The sequence below is a fragment of the Acinetobacter sp. 1294243 genome (genome assembly GCF_000588015.1).
Taxonomy (GTDB): domain Bacteria; phylum Pseudomonadota; class Gammaproteobacteria; order Pseudomonadales; family Moraxellaceae; genus Acinetobacter; species Acinetobacter pittii.
In genome coordinates, this window is the sequence record NZ_JFXG01000001.1 from 156,805 (window position 1) to 172,237 (window position 15,433).

Annotated in this window: 10 protein-coding genes and 2 pseudogenes; 8 read left to right on the plus strand and 4 right to left on the minus strand. The window is 35.6% G+C overall.

Translation table 11 applies throughout. From position 1 onward, the window contains the following. The first annotated feature begins 62 nt into the window (after window positions 1–62). The 6 genes and pseudogenes from J655_RS05695 (at window position 63) to J655_RS0104155 (ending at window position 6,777) form a co-directional block, all read left to right on the plus strand. Window positions 63–851 (plus strand): hypothetical protein, encoded by a 789-nt coding sequence (locus J655_RS05695; RefSeq protein WP_171071499.1) that lies wholly within the window; start codon window positions 63–65, stop codon window positions 849–851. After that, on the plus strand, window positions 848–2,434 hold the full coding sequence (locus J655_RS05700; RefSeq protein ID WP_032052100.1) for a GH3 family domain-containing protein: 1,587 nt from the start codon (window positions 848–850) through the stop codon (window positions 2,432–2,434). The genes J655_RS05695 and J655_RS05700 overlap by 4 nt, the downstream gene beginning before the upstream one ends. Continuing rightward, on the plus strand, window positions 2,431–3,759 hold the full coding sequence (locus J655_RS05705; RefSeq protein ID WP_032052101.1) for a TolC family protein: 1,329 nt from the start codon (window positions 2,431–2,433) through the stop codon (window positions 3,757–3,759). Before J655_RS05700 ends, J655_RS05705 begins: the two co-directional genes overlap by 4 nt. Continuing rightward, the gene (locus J655_RS05710) at window positions 3,752–4,915 is read left to right on the plus strand and encodes a hypothetical protein (protein ID WP_032052102.1); all 1,164 of its coding nucleotides are present in this window, start codon (window positions 3,752–3,754) and stop codon (window positions 4,913–4,915) included. The genes J655_RS05705 and J655_RS05710 overlap by 8 nt, the downstream gene beginning before the upstream one ends. A 232-nt stretch (window positions 4,916–5,147) precedes the next feature. Beyond that, window positions 5,148–6,119 (plus strand): 5'/3'-nucleotidase SurE, encoded by a 972-nt coding sequence (surE, locus tag J655_RS05715; protein ID WP_081312003.1) that lies wholly within the window; start codon window positions 5,148–5,150, stop codon window positions 6,117–6,119. Between the two features lie 12 nt (window positions 6,120–6,131). Further along, window positions 6,132–6,777 (plus strand): annotated as a pseudogene (locus tag J655_RS0104155) (hypothetical protein). A gap of 35 nt (window positions 6,778–6,812) precedes the next feature. On the opposite strand, the gene J655_RS05720 reads toward J655_RS0104155, so the two are convergent. Continuing rightward, window positions 6,813–7,253 (minus strand): HD domain-containing protein, encoded by a 441-nt coding sequence (locus J655_RS05720; RefSeq protein ID WP_032052104.1) that lies wholly within the window; start codon window positions 7,251–7,253, stop codon window positions 6,813–6,815. 793 nt (window positions 7,254–8,046) lie between these two features. Here J655_RS05720 and J655_RS05725 point away from each other — a divergent pair. After that, window positions 8,047–8,595 (plus strand): TetR/AcrR family transcriptional regulator, encoded by a 549-nt coding sequence (locus J655_RS05725; RefSeq protein ID WP_032052105.1) that lies wholly within the window; start codon window positions 8,047–8,049, stop codon window positions 8,593–8,595. 88 nt (window positions 8,596–8,683) lie between these two features. Here the strand turns inward: J655_RS05725 and J655_RS05730 are convergent, their stop codons facing one another. Continuing rightward, on the minus strand, window positions 8,684–9,418 hold the full coding sequence (locus J655_RS05730) for a hypothetical protein (protein ID WP_002064743.1): 735 nt from the start codon (window positions 9,416–9,418) through the stop codon (window positions 8,684–8,686). Window positions 9,419–9,547: 129 nt separating this feature from the next. Here J655_RS05730 and J655_RS25480 point away from each other — a divergent pair. Next, a pseudogene (locus J655_RS25480) lies at window positions 9,548–9,667 on the plus strand (TetR family transcriptional regulator); the annotation flags it as partial. A gap of 101 nt (window positions 9,668–9,768) precedes the next feature. On the opposite strand, the gene J655_RS05735 reads toward J655_RS25480, so the two are convergent. Continuing rightward, window positions 9,769–10,665, minus strand: coding sequence for a hypothetical protein (locus tag J655_RS05735; RefSeq protein ID WP_032052106.1), 897 nt, complete (start codon window positions 10,663–10,665; stop codon window positions 9,769–9,771). A gap of 35 nt (window positions 10,666–10,700) precedes the next feature. Then, the gene (locus tag J655_RS05740; protein WP_032052107.1) at window positions 10,701–15,314 is read right to left on the minus strand and encodes a hypothetical protein; all 4,614 of its coding nucleotides are present in this window, start codon (window positions 15,312–15,314) and stop codon (window positions 10,701–10,703) included. Window positions 15,315–15,433 lie beyond the last annotated feature (119 nt).

The window sequence follows — 15,433 nt, forward strand, 5'->3', positions numbered from 1 at the left end:
ACAAATTAGAGGTGGAAGGTTAAAGGATTATGATTAATACAACGTATAAACTAATTTCAAAATTGAACCTGAAAAACACGACTTATGGTCAATATTTTGAAAAAGAGCAAATCGATACTGAGCGATTAAAAGTGATGTATTCCATTTACGAACAGTATTATGAAAATACGAGATTTTCTATTTTCGTAGATGATTTCCAAAATAAAAGCGGTGCGATCTTAATTTTTGATTCGGAAACAAATGAGATTGTCGGTTTCTCGACTGTGGTGGTGCAGCATTTCTATTTAAACGGTAAAGACTACACCGTGTTATTTAGCGGAGACACGGTTATTTTGAAGAAGTTTTGGGGTACGCGTAGTCTGCAAAGTACCATGCTAAAACTGATGATTAAGCTTCGAATCAAATATCCTTTTAACGAACTCTATTGGCTCCTCATTTCTAAGGGCTATAAAACTTATCTGTTACTTGCCAATAACTACTATGTGTATTACCCAAATATTAAAGATGAAAACCAACACCTTTCGGAAGTGGTTGAGCACTACTGTGAAAAATTCTTTGGCGAATACTATGACCGTGAAGCGGGCCTTTTAAATTTTGGCGATGACTATCAGCCATTAAAAGGTGAAGTTGCACCAATTACTGCCGAAATGAGAGAGAAAAACCCAAATATTCATTTCTTTGAACAAAAAAATCCGACATGGAAAGCTGGCACAGAACTACCGTGTATTGGTCGTCTTGGCTGGAAAGACATAGCCCGTTTCCCTGTAAAGCTGATGACTAAACCGACCAGTAAAGGAAAGTTTGAAGCTTGCGTAACACATAAAACAAAACGTAGAGAGGCCATCCAATGAAATCTAATGAATGGCTAACTTTGGGTTCGCATCTTATTTTAAAAAAATGGTGTGATGCATCTGACCGTAATTTTCAAAAACAATTTAATGCCTTAGAGACCACGCAACGTCAAATTTTGCATTCGATATTACAGACCTCGACCTTTGCCAAAGATAAAAAGGTCCAAAATTATGAGCAGTTTGTAAAAGCATTTCCTGCGACACGTTACGGCGCATGGAGAGAGGACATTCAGCGTTACCGTGAACAAAAGCTTTCACTTTCGAGCAGTAAACTGGTTCGTTTTCAGCCGACTAGTGGTTCGAGCGAACAAATTAAGTTTATTCCATATACCAAGCTGTTTTTAGATGAACTTGACCATGCAATTGCGCCGTGGATGGCAAGTTTATACCGTAAATGTCAGCAGCTCAGCTCGGGCACACATTATTGGTCGGTGTCATGGTTGCCTGAAAGCCAACGTGAAGTTTTAAAAGATAAAAACCTAAATGACGATAGTGCGCTACTTGGTGTAGGTAAGCGAATTTTGTCTAAGTTTACTCAAGCGGTTCCAAGTAATGTTGCCTTTGCCGCCAATGCTGACGATGCACTGTTTGCAACCATTTGTTATTTGGTCGCAAACCGTAACTTAGCCATGATTTCGGTATGGAGTCCAACTTTTGCGCTGCAATTGCTGGAACGTTTGGAGTTGCTGCAACAAGATGTGATTGAGGTTTTACAAAGTGGTTCATGGGGCAACCGTCAGGCTTCATTAAAAGAAGTGACTGCACCGCATAGCCCTGAAAGTGCTCAAGCCTTAAGTGATGCTTCAAACGGCGCACAGATCGACTTTAAAAAACTTTGGCCAAAGTTAAGTCTAGTTTCGAGTTGGGACACCGCAGGTTCAAAAGCTTGGGCCGAAAAATTAAAAGAGAAGTTACCCAGTGTGCAGTTTGAAGGAAAAGGTCTATGGGCGACTGAAGGTGTAGTGACTATTCCCTACAACGACCAATACCCACTCGCATACCAAAGTCACTTCTATGAATTTGAGTATTTAGAAGGCGATAAACAAGGTCAAATTATTCCTTCATGGCAGCTTAAACAAGGTGATGTAGTAAGTCCGCTCATTACTTCGGGTAATGGCTTGCTGCGTTACTGTTTGGATGATTGCTTAAGAGGGACTGGCTTTTTAGAGCAAATTCCGTGTTTTGAGTTCCAAGGCCGCCGTTTTGGGGTCGATCTGGTTGGTGAGAAACTTGCACCTGAAACAGCTCAACAGTTGTTGTCTCAGTTGAATGAAACCGAGTCAAAAGCGATTTCTTTACTGGCGATTGATACCCAACAACAGGTTAAACCATTTTATTGCGTGCTTTTTGAAGGCGACATTCATCACAGCATTAGCAATGAATATATCGATAGTATTTTGCGTCAAAACTTCCATTATGAACTTGCACGAAACTTGGGGCAGCTCGACCAGCCTCAAATTCGTCAGGCCAATAATGGCTGGAATGCCTATAAAAAACTGGTCATGTTTGATGGCATTATCGAAGGCAATATCAAACCTGAGCCACTTAAAAAAGTCACCCTGAATAGTTTGGAACAACTATGAAAGGGATGAAGCCATTTAATACTCGGTTTTTAACACTTCGACACGCCTTGTACCTAGGCGTGTTGTTGGTGTCGCATACGCATGCCATGACTTTAGATGAGGCTTTGTCTGCAAGTTTAAGGCATGAAAGTCAGCTTGAAGTGAGCCGTTTAAGTGTGAATCAGTCCACCGCAGTGCTTGAACAGGCTAAACAGCGTGATGGACTTAAAGTCAATTTAGTCGGCCAACTGGACTATGAAAGAATAGATACGCCTTCACACGTCCTGTTTCCAACAGAAGGAAACCGTAAAGGGCGAAGTTTGCAGTTGCAGGCAGATTATCCGATCTATACCTCTGGACGACACCGTTTAGGAATAGATGTTGCCGAAAGTCAGCTTTCTGCCCAAAACCAAGGTTTGTCAGATCAACGGTCGGAAACCATTTTAAATACCGTGATGGTATATACCGATGTATTAAAGAAGAAAGCCATTTTAGAGCTTAGACAAAAGACTATGGCAAACCTGCAACGGTCTTTATATGAGTCAAAGCGCCGTTTCGACGTGGGTATGATTACCCGTGCAGACTTGGCTCAAGTTTTGGCGCAAGTCGCACAAGGTAAAGCCGATATTACACAGGCCCAATCTAACTTAACTGTAAGTGAAGCGCAGTTTTATCAAGTAACGGGTGTAACGCCTGAAAATCTTGTTGCCATTAAACAGCTACCCGCTATTCCCGCGAGCTTGGATGAAATTTTGGCGCAAACCAAAAACCATCCAGCTTTAATGCGTAGTAAATACGAAAAGCAAGCTGCCGAAAAACAATATGCTTTAACTAAGCGGGAACTGTGGCCAACAGTCATGCTGACGAGTCGTGCCGGAAAGCAAGATGAAGCGAGTTATATTGGTTCTGAAAGTAATAACTATATGGTTGGGGTACAACTTAATGTACCACTTTATGATGATGGCTTAAATCGCGCCAATGTCAAAAAAGCACAGGCCGATATCGATTTGGCTAACCAAAAAACGCGAAGTCTTGAACTAGACTTAAATAAGCGTACACGCACGACTTATGCACAGCTTCAAACCATTCGACAAAATAAAGAAGCACTGGCAAATGCCATTGAGGCTGCGTCTATTGCCTTTGTCTACACACGTAAAGAGTTCGATGTTGGCACCAAAACCACATTTGATTTGCTCAATACAGAGCAAAAGCTACTCGATGTACAAACCCAAAAAACCGTAAATGATCAAGACGAAGTGGTGTTTGTCTATCAGCTACTCGACCAAATGGGGCGTTTAAATAACTTGGTTCCTATGCAGACCGCACAACAGGTGAATAATGAATAAAATAAATCCACCACTTGCTGACAGCACTCTCATTACCCGAGAAGCAACTCTGGCAGATGACGAGGCTTTAAGAGACTTAATCGCCGTACCGATGACCACCAAAGGCATACAAATTAGCTTTCAGCGCGAACCGAGTTATTTTAGAGCGTCTGACATTGTCTATCGGCATAAATTACATGTGGTGATTGAAGACACCGAGAGTCAGAAAAATGTCGCTTGTTATAGCAACGGTTACCGCCCATGTTATGTCGATCGGAATGTTCAAAACTTACGCTACGCGGGTGATTTACGGGTAGATCACAACTATCGGGGTAAATCCCTGGTTAAGGTTTTGGCGAAGCATGTAAAACAAACCATGTATGAACCGAACTATAGCCAAATGATTATTTTTGATGATAACCATGCCGCGCGCGCTGCCATCCAAACGGGCAAAACGGGAATGCCCGATTATTATGATGAAGGGCTTATCGAGACACTCAGTCTGACGAGTACTGGCGCAAAACGAAAAATCACGGCTTTTTTAAAGCAGACTTCTCCGCAGAGTGACATTGAAGAAATCCGTACATGTGTTGCTGAAGCTCAGCATGTGGAAGCCATGAATCAGTTTATTAGCGACATGGCAGAGTTTTATAACTTTATTCCCGCCTATAACTTTGAAGAACTTGCCCAAGGTCATCAGTATTTTTCAGGAATAAAACTCGCAGACTTTTCACTTTACTTTAAGGGTGAAAAACTAGTGGGTATGTTTGGTTTGTGGGATCAGCACAGTATTAAGCAAACTAAGATTCTAAATTATAGCTCGGCCATAGCTGTGCTTAGACCTATTTATAACTTGTTGACTCCAATTACTAAAGGCATGCGTTTGCCTAAACTGGGTGACTCGATTCAGTATCATGTGCTACATACGCTTATGTGCCATCCCGAAGATTTGGCTTTGCATCATAAAATGCTTGAAGATGCCTATAACAAGTCAAAACAGCAGGGCGTTGGTGTGGTGAGCTTTACGCTTTCACATAAAGACCCGCGTTATCAGTTAAACCAGTTTTATAAAGGCGAACGCTTAACAGGAATGCATGGTTTTATTAGTTATGAAGGTGACCCACGACCACATTTTGATAAAAACTTGATTCCATACTTAGAGGTTGGACGTATTTAATTTAAAGCTTGAAGTGATACTTTGAATGAAGCCCACGGAAGTGGGTTTTGTCATTTTGAATATGAGCGAGGAAGTTGAAGATCAGTTTATAAAAGAAAATATAGCAATAATTGATAATATAATTATTTAATTTTTAATGGAAAATTATTTTAATTTTTATTAATGCATAGTCACTAAACGTACATATAGCACAACTACTATACAAAACGAAATTTAAGAACATGGTAGTTAAGTGATGAAAAAAAGTTTATTGGGCGGCCTTATTCTGTCGTTGTGTACAACTCCAGCTTTTGCGTTAAATATTCTATTGGTTAACGATGACGGTTTAACCAGCAATGTCAAAGCACTCTATGATGAATTAAAAGCAAATGGTCATAACGTGCTTGTGTCTGTGCCTTGTTCACCACAAAGTGGTCGCGGTGGCGCAATCGTGATGTATAGCTCAACGACGATTACCGCAGATAACGATAAGCAAATTGCGGCTGAAAACGGTTGTCACAACGGCGCTGCACCTAATGGCGCACCTGCGGCTGGAATCTTTACCAAAGCGGGTTATACCAATGGCGACTGGAACTACACGCATGGCACACCAGTCATGGCAACAGTTTATGGACTGGATGTGGTTGCACCAAAACGTTGGGGTAAGGCGCCAGACTTAGTTTTATCTGGCCCGAATGAAGGACAAAATGTCGGAAAAGTCGTTGTGCACTCTGGCACGATTGGTAATGTACAGTTTTCAGCAGGACGCGGCATTCCATCTATTGCCTTAAGCGCAGATACAAACACGGTAGATGACAAAACTTTAAACAACCCTAACTCTGCAATTGTGGCAAAACAAACCGTAGTGTTATTAAAAGAATTACAAGCTAAGGCAGGTAAGGGCCAATTGTTGCCAAAAGGCATCACGCTAAATGTTAATTTCCCTAAAAATTTAACAACCAGCACACCTTTTGCTTTTTCAAAAATTGGGACGTATGACTTATATAAATTGAAGTTCCAAGTAACCAAAGACAATAAAGGCAATAACCAATTTGGTTTAGGAATAGATGCGGCTCCTTCGGCGCCAACAGCCGCGCAAATGTCGGATGAAAGCGCCGTAATGCAAAGCAAAATTGCTGTGACTGCAATGCAAGTTGCTTACGATCAGCGACCAGCAGCTCAAGAATGGCTCAAAATTCGTTTAAAAAGCCTATTTAACAAGTAAGGGAGAAAGACCATGAAACGTTGTTTGTTGGTTTTACTTCTTGGGCTTGGCTTGGCGGCTTGTAATGACAATGATCATGATGACCAAGTCTCGACTGAAAAACCTGCCTTAGCTCCGAGCTTAGATGCCGGTACTTATATTATTAGTACCGAAACTGATCAAGAGTTGCCTATGGCGGGCAAATACTATTCTGGCGCAGATGGGTTTTAAATTATTGGTTTTAGATGATGACGAAAACCGTGCCAAAATTGTGATGAGTTATGACGCAAAAACCAAAGCTTGGCAGAGCAACCAGTCTAATCAATCAATGACTGTTGAATTTGCACATTATGAAAAAATTGATGATCAGAAAATTTCTCTGAATCAATTGGTGGGTAATTACGATTTATCTTTCCCAGATGGAACAACGGTAAATGCCGAGGTCAATGCACAAGGCAAAATTGTCTCGAAAGACCCAAGTTGTGTGTTTACAGGCGTTATTACTGAAAGTGCATTAGCCAATACTGCAAATTATCAACTGACCGATAACAAGTGTGATGCGCTAAAAAATAACTCGAAAGGTTATGTTGTGGTAGATGATGACTTAGAACCTATGAGTTTTAGACTCGTATCTGACACAGTTGCATCAAAAGACATTTGGGCATTTGCACAATCTTAAAAATAAAAAGACAACGGATTCATTTCGTTGTCTTTTCATTCCAACCTATCTTGCGCCGTTGAAACAATTAGCATGGTTTGAAGATAATAATCTACACGTGAGTGATTATTGTCCTTATGTGAGTTATGCGCATTAAAGGCTGCATCATGAAGTTTTACAACTCGAGCGATCGGATTCGAACTACAACGAATTAAATATTCTTCGCGTGTTTCACTTTCCCGTTTAGTTAATCCATCAACGGCATCACGGACTTCTTTTCCAAATAAACTTTCGATTTTGGCTAGGGTAAGAGGCGTGTCTTCAACGCTATCGTGTAGAAGGGCTGTAATAATGTAGATTTCTGAAAATTGGTGCTCAATTAATGAATTGACGACACCTTTAATATGGTAATCAAAGTAATCATGAGGACCATACTTTTGACCTTGATGAGATTCTTTTGACAATTTCTCGGCTAATTCAACTTTATTTTGAGTCATTTTTTGCTCTTATCACTTTAAGTATATGACACGGCCTAATGTGTGAGATTGGTCGCTTAAGTCATAATTTTATACTGGATAGCGACTCTTAAAAACATCCCTTAATAACAGTAGTGTCTCTTTTTATTTATTCATTCTTGTTTGATAAGAACAAGACCCAACCTTAAATTTTTTTCAACTTTAAAATTTAACTTAATGATATAAAAGCAGATTGTAAATATTACTTAAGAATATCCTTAATTATGTAATTGAATGAAAAATAATAATTATTTAAATATTTTCTAGCCAATTTCACATTGACACTTCAAATATTGGAGATTACCATTTGCGGGCTGGCCTACATTGCCAGTCGGTTGTCGCAGACCGTTCTTCAAGAGCATTAAAAGATTATTCTTTTAGTGTGTATACCCTCGTGCCCCCTCTATGGCGGAACGGAGGGGGACACCCTCGGGTGTGCTGGGTCTTGAAGCCAGTCTGCGAACCCCTTTCGTTCTGCCACCATAATTTAAAATGTCTGGCAGAACTCCATATATAAGGAGTTGGCTTTGCACATCCATTATTTCTTGGCAGCCATTGCCAAAAGCTATAACAACACAGCTTAAAACATTTAACGCAGCTTGATCGCCGTAAGGCTTTTCAGGCTTTAGCTCGTTATTACTTAAAACTTAGACAATTAAACCTTGAGATGTGCTGTGCACAGTCTTTACGGCTTTGCTATGCCTTTTTTCTCCCAAAAGGCAGCGGTTTTTTATATCTCATTTATATACAACAATAATTTTATAACGGTAAACATATGCCAAAAATAGTTCTCCCAACACGTGCAGTACAAGTCGTAAATAAGTCAATTGAGTTATTTCACTACAACGGGTTTCATCTGGTCGGCATCGATAGACTTGTGAAAGAGTGTGAAGTTACCAAAGCAACTTTTTATAACTACTTTCACTCTAAAGAGCGGCTGATAGAAATCTGCCTGATTGTGCAAAAAGAGCGCCTAAAAGAAAAAGTTGTTTCAGTGGTTGAATATGACCGCGGCACAAACGCAGCCGATAAACTCAAAAAGCTCTATTTTTTACATGCAGACCTAGACGGGCTGTACTACTTATTATTTAAAGCCATTTTTGAAACAAAACTGACCCATCCAAAAGCGTACATAACCGCCGTGCGATATAGAACATGGCTCACCAATGAAATATATAGCCTGCTTGGAGCACTTAACACCGATGTTTCTTTTACCGATGCCAAACTATTTTTATATCTAATCGAAGGCGCCATTATTCAGCGTTTAAGTTTGGGTGAAGTTGATGAGAGAGTGGTTGAGGTGTTTTTGAGGGGGATATTATAAAAACTCTATTCTGTGATTTTATAATATTAACTATTGATCAAATTTAATTTTTATCAATAGTTAATATAAGTTATAAATAATATTAGTATTATTTATTAAGTTTCTGAAATAATCTAATGAAATATCTAAAATTAAATAATTTAATTAAAAATATAAGCTTAGTGTTAATCTTGGATTTTTCAATTTTGGTATTTTTATCCCTAATATCAAAAATATCTTTCAATGATAAGGCTGTACTTGCTTTACCACCAAAGTATGATGCTCCTAAGACCAGAACGACATATATTACGCCTGAAAGAATTTTATAAAATGCATAGGTGTCCTTATTTATACTTTTACTTGAAATTAATTCTTTAAGGAAAAATACTTCAAATATTATTAACCCCAAATAAATAAATGCAGCACAAATAAGAATAGTTATTGAGATTGATCTGATTTTCTTGATCGTTTTTTCTTTAAAGATATACTCTAAATGTGCTTGATTATTTTCTACTACTTGTTTTAGAAAAAAATAGCCATGATTTAAATTTGAAAAAACCTTATTGAAGTTCCATAAATTATTAATTCGCTCATTGAACAAGCTATAGTGATACCTAGTAGTTCCTAAAAAATGATTAGTCGCATATTGGAACTGTATAGGTTGCAATAGCTTTTGGCTGAATTTTTTACATAAATCTAAATAATTATCTAACTCTATCTTATCTTTTTCGAAATTTTTCTTCCTCAAGTCAATACGAAATCTTGGTAAAAAAAACCATTTAATAACTGTGCCTAAAAAGCCAAGCCCTACTAAAGCTTCTACTATTATTTTAAACCACTCCATATGTAACCTCCAATTTATTAATGAGTCTTTATCTAAACAAAAAAATTAAAATTTATATAGATAGAAAGGTCAGTATTGCGTCATAAATTGACGTGTGTACTTTATAATTAAGAGTTAGGGGCCTACTATGTTATTTTTACTGATGCCAAACTATTTTTATATATGATCGAAGGCGCCGTCATTCAGGGCTTAAGTGTGGGTGAAGTTGATGGGAGAGTGGTTGAGGTGTTTTTGAGGGGGATGGGGTGAGGTGGCATTTTGATTGAAGTGCCGTACCAATAATTAAATTTAATATGTGGTACGGTATTTAAATATATTCTTTTTATAGAAAGAATTATATGATTTGAGAATTAATCATTATTGTTTTTGAGTTTAGGTGAAAAACCTATTCTTGATATAATATGAAATACTGCTTCTTGTGCTTTAATGATATCTTTAATATTAAAATCCTTTTCTTTCCCATACCTTAAATTTGGATTGTTTATAAGTCCATTAATAATATTTATTTCTAATTGCTCCACATGTCTATCATTAAATGCTTGAGCTAACTTATCTATTTTGTGACCATATTTTTCTTTTAAATCTTTTAATGTTAATTCAGACTTTAATAACCATGACTTAATAATTTTTTCACCGACTTGTAAATATGAAAATAAAGCTTGTCCATAATGAGGAAAAGTGTTATCTAATTGTATAGATATATTGTTCATGTCTGCATAAATTGCTTCTAACATAGCGACATCTTCCTCTCTCCAACCATTGAATATTTGAAAGATATTTATTGCTTTTTTATATTCATTAAATATATAAATTAGTTCATTGTCGTCAAGAGTATTGACATAAAACTGGGTCATATCTTTACACATTCTTAAAATATTTGTTTCATGATTTTCTCCTTTATCAGATAAATCTGTTTCTATAAAAAAGTTACAAGTTCCAAAGAAACGAGGTACGCGATATTTCCATAATTCTTGTTTAATTATTATATAAAAAGCTCCTAAATCCATATTTAATTTTCGCTTATCGCCATATTTAGCTGTATACCAATTATCTAAACATGAACTTAAATAATATTCTAAAGAACCGTCATCTATTTTACCCTTGGGATAAAGTAATATTGGTACATTGAATATATTACTAATTTCTGTAGTTGCTTCCAAAAATCTATGGGCAATAGGAACTCTTCTTTCAATTAATTCATTATCAATCTTTTGAAAAAGCTCATTTAAATTTAATTTTTTATTCATATTATCAACTCTAATTTTCAAATTTTCTAAACTATTTATGCTAGAAGTCCGAAATCAAGCTTATCTGTCATATTCCTTGTAAATGAATGATTACTAGCTAATAATTCGTCCAACATATCTAAGCAATAATCTAGTGTTTCATCATCTTTATCATTTTCTGCTTGATCATATAATCGTTGAATGACTCTCGTGATAGTATCTACATCCATGCGGCTTACTAATTCTTGAGTGTTTAACTTAAGAATATTTTGAATCATGATAATAATAAGGTCACTAAATTGAGCCATATTCATTGAACTTTCTTCTATTGAGTGTAAAACATTATAAATATTATGATTTAAGGCTTTTGAGTGAATATATATATAGAAAAACTCTCGAGCATATCTTTTCGACCAAAACTTTTGATTAAAAAAACGCCCTATATTTTTAAGAATTTCCTCATTTTCTGAATTAACTAAGATGTTAAAGATCCGTTTCATTTTTTGGTGATCATATCCTTTTGTATCATTACCAAGAAGTTGGCTAATTACTGAAGCATAACCCAAAAGACTTTCATGATTTTTGGACTCGAGTCCTTGCTTCAACTCTTCTTCAAATAAACCATTGAATAACCATCGAGCAATAACTTGTTTATGACCTTCTTTTCTAACATCTTGATATGGAGAACTCACCATCATTTGTACAAGAGCTATAAATGACTCTTTAAATTCAATATCAAAAGCTTTATTAAAATAATAGTAATAGCCATTGCTTAGAGTATTTCTTAAGTCCTTTTTACACAACTCTACAAACTTTTGAAAAGCATAATTACGATCATAATTATACATAGGTAGTAGTAGATCAGCAGTTGCCATTCTTACGGCTGCATGTTCATCGTTTAAAGCATTTTCAATAATATGTTTGTGTGAAAGAGCATATTCTTTATCATCCCAAAATTTTTTAGCCAATCCTTTATATGCGCTTCCTCTTGTACAGTTAAGGGTATTTCCATATAAATCATGGCTTGAAATTTCATCTATTTGATTAGGTTGACCTCCTTTGCGAATATTTAATTTATCTAGTAGTGGGTCATCCGCTGATAAAGCAATATCTTCTAATAGCTTTAGATATTTAGTAGATAATAATTTAACTCTTCCAGAAAGTAATTGTTGAAGTGCTCTAGAGTAGTTTTTGGCAGGAAAATGGTCGATAACTTGCTCAATCCACTCAATAGGGCATGGTGACCATTGTTCTTTAAGATGATCTGGGACTTGATCAAGATTATTTTCGCTTAAACCTGAATACAAAGCATCAATATAATCCTGATGTATATGTTTAGGTAATTTTAAAGCGAATTCTGCAAAACGTTTAGGTTCAGCATTCACAGCACTTCTAAAATTACTTGAAAACTGCTGAATACTACATTCAGTACTTTCCTGATCAAATTTAAAGCCTTTAAACTCTTTTGGATCTGTCAGTATTAGTTTTTTCCAAGCCTTACTGGATAATTTTCCAGCATCTTTAATTGGCGATTTAATAGTATTGACTAGACTATTACTTCGATGGCAAAAATCATCATCTGTATATTTTGCAAATTTACGATTGAGTACACTAATTAATTGTGTAGATTTATTGGAAATACGTGAGGTATCCAATTTAGGCAGTAAATAGAATTGAGTTTTTCCCCAATAAGGAGCGTAGTAATTTTTACGAGTAGCTTCTAAACGCCATTTAATCTGATCTAAATTATACTCAGAGTGAATATAGTAGATAGTGTTTTGAATAAGTTCAAAGTTCTCTAGTGTACAATGAGGTGAAAATTTTTCAATTAGTTTCCCAGCCAATTTCCAAACAGGTTCTTCGTTATCATTTCCTAATTTGAACTTATGATTTGGGTTGTCTAACAGCCATTCAATTACAAAATCAGTATGATCTATCTCAAGATCTAAAAGAGCATTAGCATATATACGATTAAATATTAGATTGGAATTATTTTTTAATGGAATTAATAATTGAAAAAGTTCAGTAGATTGTAAGGCCATATTCTGAGAAGCTTTAATAAGGAGAGTGAACAAGGCTTTGTATATAAAAGTTTCAAACGATGTTCTTACAGCATATTCTTCAGACCATTTAAAAGCATCAAAATCCTCAATTAGAGGTTCAGAAAAATACTGATCTAAAAAAGGTAAAAAAATCCTTAGCACATCTTGTGAATGGCTTTCAGCAAGTTTCTCAATAGACTCTGTGTCGTAATCAGACCATTCTTCTCTTGAGCTTAATCTTGTATATAATTCTTCATTACACATGAGCTTTAATAGATGCAAAGCTCTCAATGGATATTCTTTGGTTAAGTCATCCCAAAAAATATAGCGACTGCTGACTCCATTTTGAATTAGCTCAATGCGAAGATTAAATAATTCCTCTGAATCATCACTCATTTTCCAACATAAACAGTTGTATATCTTTTGATTCCACTCAGGTGATCGATTCACAAACTTAGAAAATTCATTAATTAACAAATTTGGAGCTTTATCAGAAACTGAGCTTAAAAGCTCTAGAGCTTTAGATTGCATCTCATCATCTTCATCTAACCAATCACTTAGATATTGATTTTCAGAAAGATATTGAACGAGTGTAGGGCAACCGCTACAACTTAATCTTATAAAATGAGGTGCTAGATCAGAATCTGAAATGATCTTATTTATAAGCTTTTTAAGGGGAGCTTTAAAGTTCTCTATATGCCGTAATGTACTAAATACCAATGATTTTAAGTGGAAACGAATCTCAGAATGAAAAAGAACTGCTTCAATACAATTACAGAAAGCTCTTTCATCTGCTTCATATAACATCGCGAGTGCATATCTGAGATGCTCTCGTTTTAAAAGGGTTTGTTGATTTTTTGAACCTAATTCATGTAAGAAATCTTCAGGTGAACTAAGACCTTGCGAATATAACTTTTTTCCTATTGCATAATCATGGATTGCTTGATGTCTAAAACTAATTTCTCTATTTTGCTCAGTGAGTAATCCGACAGAAATCATAGCTTTCTTAATTTCTGATGAACCAATTGATAATTGAGTTGATGAAACACTTAATTTGTTAGCTTGATTCATTAAATTTATAACTTCATTGAAGAAGTTTTCACTATTTGCTGTGGAAATACCATGACTATCAGTGAGTTGTTCAAATCTATCATCGATGAAAGATTTGATTAAATCTAATTTGGTTGTAAATTTAGGAGCGCACCCTAAATCATTGGCTAGATCCATATAAATACCTAGCCATAAAGGAATTTTTAAAATATTCTGTTGCTCATTACTCAACTGATCATAGTCTTCAAATTGGCTAACATATGGCTTAATCTGATCTGGCTCAAACAGTTTTAATTCCATCTGTTTGACATCACTATTGATTTCACTGATCCAATTTCTTAGACGCACATCATCTTCGAGCTCAAAATTTCGTGTTGCCATAATAATTTTTATATTGGTATGGGCATATTGACGTAGTAAAAGAATCTCTTTAACCATTTTAATGCATATATCTAATGCATTTGATGAGTGAAGAGCAGTCCAACGAAGAGCGTCTAATTGATCAAGCAAGATGATAATTTCTTGACCCTGTCCATATTTTTCTAAGCATGCAATGGGCGAATATGGAAATCCTAAATCTTTTCCAAATTGATCGAGATTTTTTTCAGGAACTCGTCTATCTAGTCGAATAGGAAGAACGATAGTCCCAGATTGAACAAAATGTTTTTTCAAATTTAATAAGAAAGCACTCTTGCCAACCCCTGCATCAGCTTTAATTATTATGATTGGGTTATTATTAACAGTATCTAATGTAGTACTGAACTCGGCACGTTGAATGTTTTGTTGTGATATTAAATAAGGCTCGATTGAGCGATCAAACTCATCATTTAGCGTTGCTATTACATCGGATATATGAGGATGACCCGGATAGGTTTTAAAGGAAAAGTGGTGGACTTCTAAATCTGCTTTAAGAGTATGAGATGTAATACGTGTTCTTAACTTACCACATTTAACAGGGTAAGTTTGAAGGAAATGAACAAGATGACTAGGAGGCTGATAAACTAATTTTTCAGCTAATAATATACATAGTTCATTATCTATATCATCTTCATTATATTTCTTTATTTCAAAACTCTTTAGAAACTGAATAGCTTTGTCCAAATCATCTAAATTTGATGAATCCAAATTTAAACGGCTACATAATTCATTAAATAATTTTAGCCTATCTGGGCTTATATTTTTAATTTGATATTCAAAAAATTCAGAGCTAGAGTTTGTACTGTTTCTAGCACTTTCACAAATATCTTCCAGTAGCCTAAATCCAATTCTAGATACAACTTTGTAAGATTTAGAGCCAGATAAGATGTGTTGTAAACCTTTTGTTAAAAGTTGTTTGGATTGGAGTGTGGCAAGTGTCCAAGCATTATCAGAAAGATTTCCAATTTTGCATTGATGATGTTCTTTAGATCCATCCAAATTACCAATAATAACATCTACAGCATCTTCATCTGGACCAATAGGCTCTACTTGTACATAAGAAATTTTTTCATCTAATAATCTTAAGAGTTGATATGCCACCCAAGAGGATTCATAACGATTTCCAATTTTTTCTGTAAAGCCACCTGGTTCTAAAGACACAAACATTCCTCAATTTTTTTAAAATATTTTTATCATTATAATTTATATATTTTTTTCTAATTTTCCAATAACTAACGTTGATAATATATTGGAAATTCAATATTTTTAAATTTAATAAG

Excerpts from the sequence above, each read along its gene's own strand:
- J655_RS05700 (WP_032052100.1), top strand. The coding sequence starts at position 848 with ATGAAATCTAATGAATGGCTAACTTTGGGTTCGCATCTTATTTTAAAA.
- J655_RS05705 (WP_032052101.1), top strand. The coding sequence starts at position 2,431 with ATGAAAGGGATGAAGCCATTTAATACTCGGTTTTTAACACTTCGACAC.
- J655_RS05710 (WP_032052102.1), top strand. The coding sequence starts at position 3,752 with ATGAATAAAATAAATCCACCACTTGCTGACAGCACTCTCATTACCCGA.
- J655_RS05720 (WP_032052104.1), bottom strand. The coding sequence starts at position 7,253 with ATGACTCAAAATAAAGTTGAATTAGCCGAGAAATTGTCAAAAGAATCT.
- J655_RS05725 (WP_032052105.1), top strand. The coding sequence starts at position 8,047 with ATGCCAAAAATAGTTCTCCCAACACGTGCAGTACAAGTCGTAAATAAG.
- J655_RS05730 (WP_002064743.1), bottom strand. The coding sequence starts at position 9,418 with ATGGAGTGGTTTAAAATAATAGTAGAAGCTTTAGTAGGGCTTGGCTTT.
- J655_RS05735 (WP_032052106.1), bottom strand. The coding sequence starts at position 10,665 with ATGAATAAAAAATTAAATTTAAATGAGCTTTTTCAAAAGATTGATAAT.